The sequence below is a fragment of the Paucibacter sp. M5-1 genome, assembly GCF_027498415.2.
Lineage (GTDB): Bacteria > Pseudomonadota > Gammaproteobacteria > Burkholderiales > Burkholderiaceae_C > Roseateles_E.
In genome coordinates this window covers 4,452,360-4,466,987 of the sequence record NZ_JAPZLM020000001.1, presented here as the reverse complement: position 1 = coordinate 4,466,987, position 14,628 = coordinate 4,452,360, and the positions used below count along the sequence as shown (strand labels likewise).

The 14,628-nt window shown below is 65.4% G+C and carries 20 protein-coding genes and 1 riboswitch; of the genes, 7 read left to right on the top strand and 13 right to left on the bottom strand.

Translation table 11 applies throughout. The features are described 5' to 3' along the window. The first annotated feature begins 42 nt into the window (after positions 1–42). Positions 43–1,059 (top strand): GGDEF domain-containing response regulator, encoded by a 1,017-nt coding sequence (locus tag O5M90_RS21235; protein ID WP_137944633.1) that lies wholly within the window; start codon positions 43–45, stop codon positions 1,057–1,059. A gap of 3 nt (positions 1,060–1,062) precedes the next feature. Here O5M90_RS21235 and O5M90_RS21230 read toward each other — a convergent pair whose 3' ends face one another. From O5M90_RS21230 to O5M90_RS21215, 4 genes are all read right to left on the bottom strand, one after another. After that, complete coding sequence (locus tag O5M90_RS21230) at positions 1,063–1,605, bottom strand: acyloxyacyl hydrolase (protein ID WP_269838169.1); 543 nt, start codon at positions 1,603–1,605, stop codon at positions 1,063–1,065. Between the two features lie 262 nt (positions 1,606–1,867). Continuing rightward, positions 1,868–3,172 carry an ATP-binding protein gene (locus tag O5M90_RS21225; RefSeq protein WP_269838170.1) on the bottom strand — a complete coding sequence of 435 codons (1,305 nt, stop codon included), beginning with the start codon at positions 3,170–3,172 and terminating at the stop codon, positions 1,868–1,870. Between the two features lie 9 nt (positions 3,173–3,181). Continuing rightward, positions 3,182–3,880 (bottom strand): response regulator, encoded by a 699-nt coding sequence (locus tag O5M90_RS21220; RefSeq protein WP_269838171.1) that lies wholly within the window; start codon positions 3,878–3,880, stop codon positions 3,182–3,184. Next, a complete protein-coding gene (locus O5M90_RS21215) occupies positions 3,877–4,671 on the bottom strand; it encodes an HAD-IIB family hydrolase (protein WP_137944637.1) in 795 nt (264 codons plus the stop codon). Before O5M90_RS21215 ends, O5M90_RS21220 begins: the two co-directional genes overlap by 4 nt. 70 nt (positions 4,672–4,741) lie before the next feature. Further along, positions 4,742–4,839: riboswitch (S-adenosyl-L-homocysteine riboswitch) on the top strand. 78 nt (positions 4,840–4,917) lie between these two features. On the opposite strand from O5M90_RS21215, the gene ahcY reads away from it, so the two are divergent. From ahcY to O5M90_RS21185, 6 genes are all read left to right on the top strand, one after another. Next, positions 4,918–6,339 (top strand): adenosylhomocysteinase, encoded by a 1,422-nt coding sequence (ahcY, locus tag O5M90_RS21210; protein ID WP_137944638.1) that lies wholly within the window; start codon positions 4,918–4,920, stop codon positions 6,337–6,339. Positions 6,340–6,345: 6 nt separating this feature from the next. Further along, the gene (locus O5M90_RS21205) at positions 6,346–7,077 is read left to right on the top strand and encodes a TlyA family RNA methyltransferase (RefSeq protein ID WP_269838172.1); all 732 of its coding nucleotides are present in this window, start codon (positions 6,346–6,348) and stop codon (positions 7,075–7,077) included. Next, the gene (gene metF / locus O5M90_RS21200; protein WP_137944640.1) at positions 7,074–7,904 is read left to right on the top strand and encodes a methylenetetrahydrofolate reductase [NAD(P)H]; all 831 of its coding nucleotides are present in this window, start codon (positions 7,074–7,076) and stop codon (positions 7,902–7,904) included. Before O5M90_RS21205 ends, metF begins: the two co-directional genes overlap by 4 nt. A gap of 143 nt (positions 7,905–8,047) precedes the next feature. Beyond that, the gene (locus tag O5M90_RS21195; protein ID WP_269838173.1) at positions 8,048–8,662 is read left to right on the top strand and encodes an OmpW/AlkL family protein; all 615 of its coding nucleotides are present in this window, start codon (positions 8,048–8,050) and stop codon (positions 8,660–8,662) included. Positions 8,663–8,755: 93 nt separating this feature from the next. Then, positions 8,756–9,223 (top strand): low molecular weight protein-tyrosine-phosphatase, encoded by a 468-nt coding sequence (locus O5M90_RS21190; protein WP_269838174.1) that lies wholly within the window; start codon positions 8,756–8,758, stop codon positions 9,221–9,223. A 242-nt stretch (positions 9,224–9,465) separates the two neighbouring features. Continuing rightward, positions 9,466–9,906: a hypothetical protein gene (locus O5M90_RS21185; RefSeq protein ID WP_269838175.1), complete on the top strand. Its 441-nt coding sequence runs from the start codon at positions 9,466–9,468 to the stop codon at positions 9,904–9,906. Between the two features lie 25 nt (positions 9,907–9,931). Here O5M90_RS21185 and truD read toward each other — a convergent pair whose 3' ends face one another. The 9 genes from truD to O5M90_RS21140 form a co-directional block, all read right to left on the bottom strand. Continuing rightward, complete coding sequence (gene truD / locus O5M90_RS21180; protein WP_269838176.1) at positions 9,932–10,954, bottom strand: tRNA pseudouridine(13) synthase TruD; 1,023 nt, start codon at positions 10,952–10,954, stop codon at positions 9,932–9,934. 269 nt (positions 10,955–11,223) lie between these two features. Beyond that, complete coding sequence (locus O5M90_RS21175; RefSeq protein WP_269838177.1) at positions 11,224–11,409, bottom strand: DUF2970 domain-containing protein; 186 nt, start codon at positions 11,407–11,409, stop codon at positions 11,224–11,226. A 263-nt stretch (positions 11,410–11,672) separates the two neighbouring features. Continuing rightward, on the bottom strand, positions 11,673–11,909 hold the full coding sequence (locus O5M90_RS21170; protein WP_269838178.1) for a DUF6429 family protein: 237 nt from the start codon (positions 11,907–11,909) through the stop codon (positions 11,673–11,675). A gap of 116 nt (positions 11,910–12,025) precedes the next feature. Further along, the gene (locus O5M90_RS21165) at positions 12,026–12,439 is read right to left on the bottom strand and encodes a hypothetical protein (RefSeq protein ID WP_269838179.1); all 414 of its coding nucleotides are present in this window, start codon (positions 12,437–12,439) and stop codon (positions 12,026–12,028) included. Between the two features lie 19 nt (positions 12,440–12,458). Beyond that, positions 12,459–12,878 (bottom strand): hypothetical protein, encoded by a 420-nt coding sequence (locus tag O5M90_RS21160; RefSeq protein WP_269838180.1) that lies wholly within the window; start codon positions 12,876–12,878, stop codon positions 12,459–12,461. Between the two features lie 151 nt (positions 12,879–13,029). Continuing rightward, positions 13,030–13,359 (bottom strand): hypothetical protein, encoded by a 330-nt coding sequence (locus O5M90_RS21155; RefSeq protein ID WP_269838181.1) that lies wholly within the window; start codon positions 13,357–13,359, stop codon positions 13,030–13,032. A 91-nt stretch (positions 13,360–13,450) separates the two neighbouring features. Then, a complete protein-coding gene (locus O5M90_RS21150; protein ID WP_269838182.1) occupies positions 13,451–13,753 on the bottom strand; it encodes a hypothetical protein in 303 nt (100 codons plus the stop codon). Positions 13,754–13,812: 59 nt separating this feature from the next. Further along, positions 13,813–14,235 (bottom strand): hypothetical protein, encoded by a 423-nt coding sequence (locus O5M90_RS21145; RefSeq protein WP_440402318.1) that lies wholly within the window; start codon positions 14,233–14,235, stop codon positions 13,813–13,815. A gap of 86 nt (positions 14,236–14,321) precedes the next feature. After that, complete coding sequence (locus tag O5M90_RS21140; RefSeq protein ID WP_269838184.1) at positions 14,322–14,600, bottom strand: hypothetical protein; 279 nt, start codon at positions 14,598–14,600, stop codon at positions 14,322–14,324. Between the last annotated feature and the right edge of the window lie 28 nt (positions 14,601–14,628).

The window sequence follows — 14,628 nt, the reverse complement described above, 5'->3', positions numbered from 1 at the left end:
TAATGGCCTAGCGTCAATTCGACGCCCCCGGTCCGGCACCCCATGCTGCCCTCCTCTTTGCCTCCGCTGCAAATCCTGGTGGTCGACGACCAGGCCTCGACGCGCAAGGTCCTGACGGCCCAGCTCAGCGCCGCCGGCCATCGGGTGATGGAGGCCGATTCCGGCGACAGTGCGCTGGCGCTATTTCAGAGCAGCCGGCCTGATCTGGTGCTGCTGGACGTCGAGATGCCCGGCCATGACGGCTACTGGGTGGCCAGCCAGCTGCGCGCCAGCGAGGCCGGTGGCTGGACGCCTATCATCTTCCTGTCCAGCCGCGACCAGGACCAGGACCTCTGGCAGGGCATCGAGTCTGGCGGCGACGACTACCTGGTCAAGCCGGTGTCCACCACGGTGCTGCAGGCCAAGCTGCGCGCGATGCAGCGCCTGCGCCGCATGCAGACCCGGCTGATCGAGCTCTCGGACGAGCTGCGCCTGGCCAATGAGCAGCTGACCAGGCTCAGCAACGAGGACGCGCTGACCCGGCTGCCGAATCGCCGCGCTTTCGATATGCGGCTGCAGCACGAGATCCTCTGCGCCCGGCGCGACCAGCAGCCGCTGACCTTGGTGCTCTGCGATATCGATCATTTCAAGGGCTATAACGACCGGCTCGGCCATGTCGAGGGCGATGCCTGCTTGCAGCGCATGGCGGCGCTGCTGCAGGAGACCTGCCGGCGCCCGCGCGACTGCGCGGCCCGCTATGGCGGCGAGGAGTTCGGACTCATACTGCCCGGCACGCCACGCTCCGGCGCGATGACGTTTGCGCGCGCGGTGCTGCGCACCTTGGCGCTGACCGCGATGCCGCATCCGGATTCGGCCGTCGCGCCCTATGTGACCCTGTCGGGCGGCATCACCACCTGCACGCCCGACGAGAGCACGACCCTGGAAGGCCTGCTGCGCCGCGCCGACGACGCGCTCTACGCGGCCAAGTCGCGCGGGCGCAACCGCTTCTTCAGCTTCGAGATGCAGATGGACACGCTGGAGCAGCGCGGCAACACGGCCTGGGGCGGCTTGGTGCCTTGAGCGTCAGAAGCGGCGCCATAGCGTCAGCTGGTAGATGTCCAGGCCCGGATTCGGCCGCTTGATGCTGGCATTGGAGAAGTGCGAGCCCCGCAGTCCCAGCCGGGTGTCCCGGTCGATCGCGTAGCCCAGGCCCAGATGATCGGCAAACTGGAAGGCCGTGCTCAGCCGGCGGTCCGCAAAACGGCTGCTGCTCAGCAGGCTGGGGCCGACGCCGGCCTCGACGAACCAGCGGGCCTCCTGGCTGGGCCACCAGCGCCACAGCGGCACCGCACTGAACTGGGCCAGCCGGCGCGGCTCACGGCCGGCATCGGCCTGCCAGGCCGACAGGCCCAGCTCCATCGCCAGCTCCAGCCGTCCCGTTTCGCCCAGCGGCCGCGACCACAGCACGGGGCTTTCCCAGTTGAGGGTCAGGCGTTGATACGTCTTGCCCTGAGCCAGGTGCAGGCTGTAAGCGGAGTCGGCTTGCGCCGCAGTGGCGCCCAGCGCGAACAGGACAGCGGCCGCGCAGGCATGACGAACGGAGAGCGAGGAATGACGAGAGAACATCGGCGCGTAGAAGAAAAATGGGCGTGAGACAGCCCCTCCCGGGACGCCGCCTGGAGCGGGTCGGGATGGCAGAGGATCAGGAGGGCGCGGGCGGGCCGCGCGGCACTAGCCGGCTGGCAGGGGGAGGGTCAGGTCTTGAGAGGGCATGGCGAACCGGTGGAGAACACTGGCGTCCATGCTAGGAAGCGCGCCGCCGCAGGTCCGGCAGGGCTTGTGGTGAGACTGTAGAAAGTTGTAGCCGTCAGTTGCCGGGCGGGCCGGATCAGCGGCCCGGCAGCTGCGGCCATTCCAGGCGCAGCGCCGCCCCGCCCAGGGCCGAGCTGTCAACCCAGAGCCGCCCCTCGTGCCACAGGGCAACGCGCAGCGCGATCGACAGCCCCAGGCCAACGCCGCCGCTGGCGCGGTCACGGACCTCGTCCAGACGCACAAAGGGCTGCAGCACGCGCTCGCGCGCCTCGGCCGGGATGCCTGGCCCGTCGTCCTCGACGCTCAGGCGCCAGCCCTGGTCCAGGGTCTCCAGGCGCAGGCAGACCTGCGAACGTGCATGCCGCGTCGCATTGCGCAGCAGATTCAGCAGCGCCTGCTTGAGCAGGCGCTCGTGCAGCAGCAGCTCGGTCGCCTGCGGCGGCAAGGCCAGCTCGAACCGCAGCTCGGGCCGCCCGGCCTCGCGCTCGCTCTGCGCCAGCAGGGCCTGCAACCAGGGCCCGGCGAGCAGCCGGCTCGGCGCGGGGCCCTGCTCGCGCTGCTCCAGCTGGGCCAGGCTCAGCAACTCGGTGATCAGGCGGTCGAGCTCGCCCACATCGGCATGCAGCGCATCGATCAAGGCCTCGCGTTGCGCCACGTCGCTCGCCTGACGCAGCAGCTGCAGCTCGAACAGCAGCCGCGCCACCGGGGTGCGCAGTTCGTGCGAGACCGCACGCGTCAACGCGCGCTGCTGCTCCACCATCGCGGCCATCGCGCGGCTCATGGTGTTGAACTGCTCGCCCAGACCGCGCAGCTCGGAATAGCGCGACAAGCTCACCTGGCTGCCCAGCGCGCCATCGGCCAGGCGCTGCGACTGCTGCCTCAGCCGGCGCAGATCGCGCCACAGCAGGCCGGACCAGAGCAGCAGGGCCAGGGCCGTCGAGAGCACGATAGGCACGATGATCAGCAGCAGGTAGATGCCGCTGTCCGGCCCCTTCTCGGTCGGCCAGCGCAGCTCCAGCCAGTCGCCGGTCCGGTCTGCATCCAGCGGGATCAACAGCAGCTCATAGTCCTGGCGTGCCACAAAGCCAGCGACCGCCAGGCTCGCCAGCTCGGCCGGCTGCAGCCCATCCGGCGCGCCGCGGCGCAGGCTCAGATGCCAGCCGTGATGCGGCTGCAGCGCGGCCAGCGCGGCGCCGCGCTGCGCCGGCGGCAGCGGCGCCAGGCGCTCGCGCAGCTCGTAGACCATGCCGCGCGTCAGCTCATGGAAATAGGTCTGGGTGCTGGGGCCGAAATGGCGTTCCGACCACTGGCCAACGCCCCAGACGGCCAGCACCCCGACCAGCAGCAACAGCAGCAACAGGCGCAGGTAGAAACGCAGCATGGTGTCGACTCAGGGTACCAGCAGGTAGCCGCGGCCCCAGACCGTCTTGATCAGCGCCGGTGTGCGTGCGGTGTCGCCCAGCTTGCGGCGCAGCCGGCTGATGCAGAGGTCGACGCTGCGGTCCAGGCCATCGAACTCCAGGCCGCGCAGCGCCTGCAGCAGCTCGTCGCGCGAGACCACCTGGCCGGCGCGCCGGCCCAGCACCCACAGCATTTCGAACTCCTGGGTGCTGAGCAACAGGGGCGTGTCGGCCAGATGGGCCTCGCGCCGTGCCGCGCACAGGGACAGCGCTCCATCCAGCAGACGCAGCGGTGCCGGCACGGTTGCCGCGTCGGCACTGCGGCGACGCAGCAGCGCGCGCAAGCGGGCCAGCAGCAGCATCGGCTCCACCGGCTTGAGTACATAGTCGTCGGCACCGGACTCCAGGCCCAGCACCTGGTCTGCCAGCGCATCGCGCGCGGTCAGCATCAGCAGCGGCACGTCGGCCTTCAGACGGCGCAGTTCTCGGCACACGGCCAGACCGTCCAGGCCCGGCAGCATCAGGTCCAACAGCACCAGGTCCGGGCGCTCGCGCTCGAAACGGGCCAGTGCGCGGTCGCCGCGCTCCTCCAGCAGCAGCTCGAAACCATGCTGGCCGAGGAAGCTGGCGATCAGGCCCGCCAGCTTGACATCATCCTCGACCAGCAGCAGACGATGGCGGTGACTCATCGGCCGGATCCGCCGTGCGCCGCCAGCAGGGCCGCAGCCAGCTCCGCGAAGCCCTGGCCGCGCTCGGCGTCGGTGACATAGGCCGGCAAGCGCTGCAGTTGCGGCACGAAGCGCGCGATATTGGCCACCCCGACCGACAGCGGCACACGCTCGAACATCAGCTGGTCATTGGTCGAGTCACCGACATAGACCCAGTCGCCCGCGTCGAAGTCCAGGCCCAGCGCGGTCGGCACCGCCCATTGAGCGGCGGTCCATTTGCTGTGCTCGCCGATCCAGCCGTTGATGTGGATGGAGCTGACGGTGGCGGTCAGCCCATGCTCGCGCATCACCGCGCAGGCCTGCGCGATCTGGGCCGGCGCCAGATGGGCGAACTCGCTGTGGTCGATCGCGATATCGGTCAGCCGCCCCGGGCTGTCGGTCGCCAGGCGGGCACCCGGCACGCGCGCCAGCACCTCGGCCGCACAGGCCTGCAGCCGGGCGAAGTTGGCGCTGCGCGTCGCCTCGTCCTGACTGAAATCGCGGCGCAGCGCGCCGCTCTCATTGCGCAACATCACCGAGCCGTTCTCGGCCACGATGGCGGCCACCGGCCAAGCCAGCGCGAAGGGCTCGCTCCAGCCGGCCGGGCGGCCGGTGATCGCGATGACCGGCAGGCCGGCGGCGCGCAGCTCGTGCAGCGCCCGCAAGGCCTCGGGAGCGATCGCGCCGTCGGCGGTCAGGGTGTCGTCGATGTCGGTGAGCACGCCGCGCACGGCACGCAAGGCCGCCGGGGGGCAAAGATTCAAAGGCTGCATGGGCCGGGATTGTCGTCAATCCCGGCGCTATTCCACACCAGAGCCGTGCGGCTTGCGGCTAGAATTCGAGCCTTCCGAGGAGCGTTGCAACCTCAGCTCCCATTGAGGCCAGGCTCGGATTGTCTTGAAGCGTTGATCTTCAGACCACTGCAACCGCGCTCACCCGCAATGTCTCGCGTGGGTGACCGTTTTTTGACTCTGACGTCCCACCGGCATTGCGGCTTCAAACATGAAGGAGCTTTTGCAATGACGACGCTGTCCGCTGACCAATACCATATCGCCGACCTGAGCCTGGCCGCCTGGGGCCGCAAGGAACTGAGCATCGCCGAGAGCGAGATGCCCGCGCTGATGGCCATCCGCAAGGAATACGCCGCCAGCCAGCCGCTCAAGGGCGCGCGCATCACCGGCTCCCTGCACATGACCATCCAGACCGGCGTGCTGGTCGAGACCCTGCAGGCGCTGGGCGCCGAGGTGCGCTGGGCCTCCTGCAATATCTTCTCGACCCAGGACCACGCCGCCGCCGCGCTGGTGGCGGCCGGCACGCCGGTGTTTGCCTACAAGGGCGAGACGCTGGAGGACTACTGGGACTACACCCATCGCATCTTTGACTTCGGCGCCAAGGGCACGGCCGGCGAAGGCCCGAACATGATCCTGGACGATGGCGGCGACGCGACGCTGCTGATGCACCTGGGCCAGAAGGCCGAGAAGGATCTGTCGGTGCTGGCCAAGCCGGGCAGCGAGGAGGAGCGCATCCTGTTCGCCGCGATCAAGGCCAAGATCGCCCAGGACCCCACCTGGTACACCCGCAAGAGCGCCGAGATCATCGGCGTGACCGAGGAAACCACCACCGGCGTGCACCGCCTGAAGGAGATGAGCGCCAAGGGCTCGCTGCTGTTCCGCGCGATCAATGTCAACGACTCGGTCACCAAGAGCAAGTTCGACAACCTCTACGGCTGCCGTGAGTCGCTGGTGGACGGCATCAAGCGCGCCACCGACGTGATGATCGCCGGCAAGATCGCCGTGATCGCCGGCTATGGCGATGTGGGCAAGGGCTCGGCCCAGGCCATGCGGGCGCTGTCGGCCCAGGTCTGGGTCACCGAGATCGACCCGATCTGCGCGCTGCAGGCCGCGATGGAAGGCTACCGCGTCGTGACGATGGAATATGCCGCCGACAAGGCCGACATCTTCGTGACGACGACCGGCAACAAGGGTGTGATCCGCCACGAGCACATGGCCGCGATGAAGCACAACGCCATCGTCTGCAATATCGGCCACTTCGACAACGAGATCGACATCGCCTCGATCGAGAAGTACGAGTGGGAAGAGATCAAGCCCCAGGTCGATCACGTCATCTTCCCGGACGGCAAGCGCATCATCCTGCTGGCCAAGGGCCGCCTGGTGAACCTGGGCTGCGGCACGGGCCACCCGAGCTATGTGATGAGCTCCTCGTTCGCGAATCAGACCATCGCCCAGATCGAGCTGTTCGCCCACAAGGACGCCTATGACATCGGCAAGGTCTATGTGCTGCCCAAGCACCTGGACGAGAAGGTCGCGCGCCTGCAGCTGGTCACGCTGAATGCCCAGCTCAGCGAGCTGACGGACGAGCAGGCCGCCTATATCGGCGTGCCCAAGCAAGGCCCGTTCAAGCCCGACACCTACCGCTACTGAGAGCCGATGCGTGCGGATCAGTTGCTCGTCGCCCAAGGCCTGGCGCCGACGCGCTCGGCCGCCCAGCGGCTGATCGAGAACGGCGCGGCCGAATGGGCCTCCGTCAAGGGCTGGGTCGCCATCCGCAAGGCCGGCGAGGACATCCCCGAGACGGCGCAGTTCCGCATCACCGATGACGCGGAGCTGCGCTATGTCTCGCGCGGCGGGCTCAAGCTCGAAGGCGCGCTGAAGACCAGCGGGCTGGCCCTCAGCGGGCTGACTGTGCTGGACATCGGCCAGAGCACCGGCGGCTTCACCGACTGTCTGCTCAAAGGCGGCGCCGCGCAGGTGGTCGGCATCGATGTCGGCCATGGCCAGCTGCATGCCGGCCTGGCGGGCGACCCGCGAGTGCAGGCCATCGAGGGCATGCATGTGCGGCAGTACCAGCCGGCGCAGCGCTTTGCGCTGATCGTCGGCGACCTGAGCTTCATCTCAATGCTGGGCGAGCTGCCGCGCCTGGCGCCCTGGCTGGCGCCGGGGGGTCAGGTCTTGCTGCTGATCAAGCCGCAGTTCGAGCTGGGGCCCAAGGCCCTGGGCCGCGGCGGCCTGGTGCGCGATGCGGCCCAGTACCCGCTGCTGGAGACCCGGGCGCGCGAGGCCGCAGCGGCGCTGGGCTGGCAGGTGCGCGGCTATTTCGAGAGCGCCATCACCGGGGGTGATGGCAATAAAGAGTTCTTCTTGTGGGCACAACAACCATGACGACCGCTGTCAGTTTCGAATTCTTCCCGCCCAACACGCCGGTGGGCGCCGAGAAGCTGAAGACCGTGGTGCAGGACTTGAGCGTCCTGCAGCCGCAGTACTTCAGCGTCACCTATGGCGCCGGCGGCTCCACCCGCGACAAGACCCTGGCCACCGTGATGGACATCGCGGCGATGGGCCATGAGGCCGCGCCGCATCTGAGCTGCGTCGGCTCGACGCGCGAGAACATTGCCGAGATCCTGGCCACCTACCGGGCCCAGAACATTCGCCGCGTGGTCGCGCTGCGCGGCGACCTGCCCAGCGGCACGGCCACGGCCGGCGAGTTCCGCTATGCGGCCGAGCTGGTGCGCTTCATCCGCGAGACCCAGGGACCGGACTGGAAGATCGAGGTCGCGGCCTATCCCGAGTACCACCCGCAGCAGCGCTACGCGGCGCGCGATCTGCAGCACTTCGCCGACAAGATGCGCGCCGGCGCCAGCGCCGCGATCACGCAGTTCTTCTTCAACCCCGACGCCTATTTCAACTTCGTGGACGAGGTGCGGGCCCTGGGTGTGGACGCCCCCATCATCCCGGGCATCATGCCCTTCCACAACTACGCCCGCATCGCCCAGTTCGCCCAGCGCGACGGCATCGAGATCCCGCGCTGGGTGGCGCTGAAGATGGAAGGCTATATGGACGACGCGGCCTCGATCCGCGCCTTCGGCCTGGATGTGATGACCCGGGTCTGCGAGCGCCTGATTGCCGGTGGCGTGCCGGCCATCCACTTCTATACGCTGAACCAGTCGGCGCTGACCCTGGAGTTGTGCAAACGCCTCAGACTCGGCTGACAAGCTTGAGCCAGCGCAAACTCCACCGGCCCTCCTCGCGAGGGCTTTTTTTCGCTTGCGTCAGATCAAGGGTCGAGCCGGGGCAGACGCCTCCAATAGCTTCATCGGGGCCACGCAGGCCTCATCAACAAGGAGTTATTGACATGTCGTCCAAGAAGTTCGTCCTCGCCACCCTCGCCGCTCTCAGCCTGGCCGGCACCGCCCAGGCCCAGGCCGTGCAAGAGCCCTGGCTGGTGCGTGTGCGTGCCGTGCATCTCGACGCGGCCAATAAGGACAGCACCGGCCTGGGCCTGGCGATCAACAACAAGACCATTCCCGAGCTCGACATCAGCTATTTCTTCACGCCCAATATCGCGGCCGAGCTGGTCCTGACCTATCCGCAAAAGCACGACCTGAAGGCCGGTGGCGCCAAGATCGGCTCGCTCAAGCATCTGCCGCCGACCTTGAGCCTGCAGTACCACTTCGCACCCACCGCGAGCTTTCGCCCCTATATCGGCGCCGGCCTGAATTACACCCGCTTCTCCAGCGTCAACTTCGCGCCGGCCGTGGTCACCGCGCTGGCCCCCAGCGTCAAGAAGAACAGCTACGGCCTGTCGCTGCAGGTCGGCGCCGATATCGAGCTGGCCAAAAACCTCTACCTGAACGTCGACGTCAAAAAGGTGCAGATCGACACCACCGTCTACTCGCACGGCCAGTCGGCCGGCAAGTTCAAGGTCGACCCGCTGCTGGTCGGCGTCGGTCTGGGCTGGCGCTTCTAAGCCCCCCACCCTGAAGAAAAAACGGTGAGGCTCGCCCGCACGGGTGAGCCAGGGACAATCGGCGCCCTGAGACTTCATTTCTGGGGCCTGCCGATGTCCGTTCACCGCATCCTCTTTTTCTGCATGGGCAATATCTGCCGCAGCCCCACCGCCGAGGGCGTGATGCGCGCCAAGCTGGCGGCAGCAAGCCTGGACATCGAGGTGGACTCCGCCGGCACCCATGGCTATCACATCGGCGCGCCGCCCGACCCGCGCAGCCAGCAGCATGCCGCACGACGCGGCTATGAGCTGGGCGCGCTGCGTGCCCGCCAACTCGTCGCGGCAGACTTCGAGCACTTCGACCTCGTGCTGGCGATGGACGGCGACAACCTCGCCCTCGCCGAGCGCCTGTGCCCGCCGGCCCAGCGGCACCGGTTGAAGCTGCTGATGGACTACGCCCCGCTCGCCGGCAGCCCTCATGTGCCCGACCCCTACTACGGCGGCGACACAGGGTTCGAGGAGGTGCTGGATTTGGTGGAAGCAGCCTGCGACGGGCTGATCGCGGCGCTGCGCCATCGGTGAGTGCACCGTCGCTGCAGAGCTGCGGGACGGTTTTGCAGCGGGAAGAGACTAACGCGTGCGGGTTCTTCTGCCGACCTTCAGGCAGGGCCCCCGCTTCAGCCCATGTCAGTTTCGGACGGCCGCCACCCGTGGCGAGGCCCTGGACGACGATTCGCCGGGCCTCCAGGCAAAATCCGGATGATCGGGGCGAGCCTGGCCTCAGGCCTGCCGGGAAGCCCACCTTGAAGAATGGAGCAGCATCAATGGCACTGACGAAGAAGGGCGAGTTCTGGTACGGGACGACGTCCGGCGACACCCAAGCCGAGCTGCGCAGCTACAGCATTGCGAATCGCCATGAAGCCGTCCGTTTTGCCGCGTCCAAATGCGATTGCGGGTGCCGGACCTTCGCGCTGCAGACCGATGAAGCAGCCGGCGTGGCCATCCGCACCTGCACCGACTGCGGGCAGGAACACCTGATGGGCGACAGCGCGGACTACGTTGAAGAAGCCGTGCCCGAGACGCACGAGTGCGTGTGCGAGAACGAGGTGTTCGAGCTGATGTCCGGCGTCTGCGTCTACGAGGGCACACATGACGTGCGCTGGTACTACATCGCTTGCCACTGCGTGGAATGCAATCTGGTCGGGGTCTTCGCAGACTGGAAATGTGAAGCGGGTGATGCGGCGGCCTTCCTCGCCAAGGTATGAGCGGCCGAACCCCGTGAGGGCACCGTCATTCGGCAGCCGCAGACTCGGTGTGCCGCTCAGGCTCCGTGGTGTGGAGGATTTCGTTCAGCACGGACGTGGCGTAAGTCCCGGCGGGCAAAGAGAAGGTGAGCAGCAGTTGATCGGCTTGCGGCCATTCCCATGACAGGTCCACCGGTCTGGCCACCAGGGCGCGGCGTTCCTGGTCCAGACCGGCGTGCTCCATGCCGTTGCACAAGCCGGCGTGACGTTCGGCCACGCCCATTTCCAGGGCCTGCGCCTGATCGGTGGTGATCACGCGGCCCCGTCCCCAGAGCGGTCCGGTGGGCAGTCCCGCCTCGTCCATCACATCACCGGGCAAGGTCTGGCCCCAGAGCCCCTGCTGGATGCGCAGCGCCAGCACCTCATTGAAAACGAAGGAGCGCAGCGCCGACAGGTAGAGGCCCTTTTTCTTCGGGTTGCGCACACGGATCTCACGCGCCAGCATGGCCCGGCCCTGCTCGATGTTGCCGCCGTCATGGCCGAAACGCTGAGCGCCGAAGTAGTTGGGCACGCCACGCGCCGCAGCGGCCTGAAGATTGGCCTCGATGGCCTGAATGGCATTGGGGTCGCCACTCACCTCACGCAGCACGATGCGGAACCGGTTGCCCTGCAGATCACCGGGGCGCAGCTTTTTCACGTGCCGGCTCTGACTCAGCACCTTGAATTCCGGGTGCTGAAGCAGGGTCAGGTCGGGCGTCTCGCCCTTCGGCAGATAGATGCTGAACCACTGACGGGTGATGGCGTAGCGGTCCTTGAGGCCGGCATAGCCCACGTCCCATTCCTGCACGCCAGCGGCCTCGGCCAGCGCTTTGGCGATGAAGGCGGTGTTGGCACCGTTCTTTTCGATGTCCAGCCAGATGTGTTCGCCCGCACCGGAGGGCAGCTGCAGCGGCAGCTCGGTCACGATGAAATCTTCGTTGAGGAATTTCAGCGTGGCGCTGGCGCCGCTGGCCGGGTAAGCCTTGGGCCACTGCGGCAAGGTCGTGTATTGAAGAAGGGCGTCGGTCATGAGCGATCTGACGGCAGCAGCCGTAGAGAGGGAGAGGCTGTCTCGCCCATCGGGCAGTCCAGACCGTGATTCTCCTCTAGCCGCATGCCACGGCCCCGGGCAGGAGCGGAAGTTGCCCCGGCTTGTCACGCCCGAGCTCGACGCGCACGGTCCGCCGCTTTCGCTATTTCTTCTTCTCTTTCTTCTTCTCTTGGTCGCAATGCCACTTGATGGCGAAGATCTTCATCGCGCAGAAGACGGGCAAGAAGGAAGCAGGCGCTTCGTGGCTGCTATTCCCATGCGGAGACTGCCAGGTTCGCCAGCCCCCAGAGCGTCAGCCCGAACAGTGCGGCCAGCAGCACGGCCACGCCGATCAGCGCCAGCGGCTTCGCCTCGGCCAGCTCCCGGCGTGGTGCACCGCCGCCAATGCCGATGAAGCTCCACAACACCATTCGCACATACCGGAACGGACTCATGATCGGACCTCGCTTTCAGGCCAGACTGTGCCAAGCCCAACGCCCAAAACCCAGGCTCAGAATCTGACCGAAAAGAGCGGATCAGATGCGGTCGGCGGGACTGCCCCTGGTCGGGTGGCGAACGCAGCGGTCGCTCGGACCGTGGTCAGCGGATGGCTATGACCAGCCTGAAGCCGGCGCCGTAGTAGCGGGCGGAAGGTGTGCAGCGGGAGCAGACATCTGCGGGGGCCGATAGCCAGCCGCGAAGCTGACATGGAGAGTTGCTACCGAACCGATCCAGCTCCAAAGAATTGTTCGGCCAAAGTCTTGGCTTTTAGTCGACCTGCTTCGGTCAAGTGCACTGACTCTCGGTGCCCTCTAGGGTCTGTGATCAGTCCTTGTTTATGGAGATCGTCCATGACCGAGAAGTCATATCGTTTCCAGACACGGCCGTTGTCGAACTCGAATGCACCGAGTAGCGCGAGCACCGCATCCTGCAATTTCGCGTTGTTGTACTCCATAGATGCACCTCAGATTATTCCTGCAGCGGGCTAGAGATTCGCTGGACTGGGCGGCAAGGTCAATGAGGCGGACCAACGTTTAAGTTCAGCCGGCCGGAGTCGGCTGCAAGGAGTGGTTAGGCCTCATTGGCGCGCTTACTCCGATTGGGGCGCGTGTGAGCAAACAAGGCGAGAACGTGGCGAGCGAGGCCAAACGCTGGAATAGCGACAATAGCCGATGTCGACCTTTGAAAAACGGCGATGGCAATCAAGGCTAAAACGCTGAGCAGTTGGGCGCCAAGGAAAAGCTTCCCTGGCAACGTGGCGAGGAAGGCGCTTCGACGCGCCGGGAAGTCTGCAGTTGAATTTGAAAGGCCAACTGGCAGAGCGCGAAGGGCCTGCGATTCCACGAAACCGGCAAACGCACCCAGCAGTGCGCCGCTAAGAACCGTTGCACCGCTGGGGCTTGTGACCGAGGCAGCCCCAGCAAGAAATACACCCCAAACTGCCATGAAGAACAGCGTGCTGCGAAGAGTGGGAAAGGTGAACATTGAGGCCTAACGTTGAAATTCAGCGGGCGACGGAGGTGTCCGCTGCAATGACCGGTTGGGCCTCAACAGGCACATTGGTCCGTAACTCTTGCAGGATTGCTGTCGCATCGACTTTCTCGGCAAGATAGAAGCGCTCAAGCTCGGTCGAGTAAGTGACGGACAATTCAAGGACGCGCTCACCCTCCAGTTCGTAGATTCGATAAGAACGAATCGACCGCCACGGAACAAGACCAAGCGCGTCGCCTTTTGATCGAACGATGCCGCGAGGGCCTGAGTCCACTGTCAGAGGACTAAACCAATGAATGACGCTGAGTAGCAGCGTCAGTCCGATTCCAAAAGTAGGCGCCACCCAGGCGCGCGCAATCAAGTCGGACAGCGGCGTATCGCTCGTAAAGGCGCGAAAGACGCCGATTGCGAACAAGACGACTGTCAAGATCATCGCAGTGCGGCAGTGCGCCCACGTTGCGAGTTTCCAGGGTTCTTGTCGACGTAGCGTGTTACGCCAAGGCTCGCGCCACTTCATGTTTTTGAGGCCCAACGTTCGCGCTCAGCGGGCGGCGTAGCCGTCCGCTGCAGCAAAAGGTTGGGCCTCATGACCGGCCCTCGTAGAAGTCCGGTGGCAGCGGATGGTCGAAGCGACCGTCATCGTGCTGGAGCGCGAGCGGCGCGACCATTCTGCTCATCCGTTGATAGTAGGCCTCCCACAGCACATGCAGCGCGCCAGCATCTTTGTTCCCAACGAAGCTGCGCACCTGATCAAGAGTCTCTGTGTGCGCAGACTGATGGAAAAACGAAACAAACTCTCCCAACAGCGCGTGGACGTATTTAAGGTCCCGCAGCGACACCGTCACCATCTGGTCTTCAGGAATCGCTTCGATTCCGTACTCGACTCGTTCTTCAATCGTGCTGTGGGTTTTCATGATGCCCAACGTGCAAGCTCAGCGGACGGCGAAGCCGTCCGCTGGAGCGAAGGGTTATGTCGCTGCGCAACGGGGCACCAAGTCAGTTTGCTCATGTTCTCGATTCCGAGGACTGGACACCGCCGACAAATCTGCAGCACCACAGTGCGTTGCGCGTCCATTCACCATTGATCGTCGGATCGTTCCGTTCCGCATGCCCGCTAACGTACAGGTACTCGGCTGTGCCATCGCCATACGCGTTGCGCTCAAACGCGATTACCGCCAGTCCGGCCTCCAGCATGACTTCTCTTCCATCGTCACATTCGACACGATCGGTCTTCGAGAGCAGCACCAGCCCCGAGCCGACGAGTTCGTTGAAGTCAACGCGAATGCGCGGCGGTGATTCAAGCGACATAACGTTGAAGCTGAGCCGCGAGCGGCGGCTTGCCGACGCGAGTCGGCTCGAGCAACTGGTTAGGGCTCAATTCTTTTCGCATCTGGATGCCTCATGTTCGGAAATACCTCTACGCCCACGCTCACATGAAGTTGGGCGGCCAGGCCCATAGCCTCCGGCTCAAGCGTACAGCCCAAGTTCACTGCACCGGGCAGATTGACGATGACAGCCAGGCTCCCTCCCGTTGCATGGAGTTCCTCAGCGAACTCCTCTTTGGTTTGGATCCAATCAAGGACGTCTCGCACCTCATCAAAGAAGTACCTCTTACCCGTTGTGTAGGACTCACGCGACCACATCGTTTCAGTCTTTCCGCGATCACCTACGCTCCACGAGCAATCCGGCTCCTCGGTAAGGCGCTTCGAGATTGCAGCGACAGACCACGACGGGTGCTTGATCAGCACCCGAACTCCATAGAACTCAGATTGCGCATTCGTGGAAGTCATCAGTCTCTTCTCTTGAGCCCTAACGTTCGCGCTCAGCGGGCGGCGTAGCCGTCCGCTGCAGCAAAGGGTTGAGCAATAGCCTTGCCTCATTCATAGAACGATTCTCGATGTACTTCGCTTGCGGCGAATGCGATGGCGCGCTGCAGCTCCGCCAACGAGAACACGACGTCGTGGTCAGATCCATGCAGGACCACCTGCATGCCCAACTCTTCGTCTTCCCGGAACGTCATCAGCGGGTCGGGTGAAGGCATACCATCCGGCCGCGAAACTTCCACATGCATGCCGTCGCCCACGGCCGAGAAGCAGGAGAGGCGCAGGTTGGGCAGGATCTCGGGATCTTGGACGTGCATTTGGCTGCTGCTCAACGTGAAAGCTCAGCGGGCGGCGGAGCCG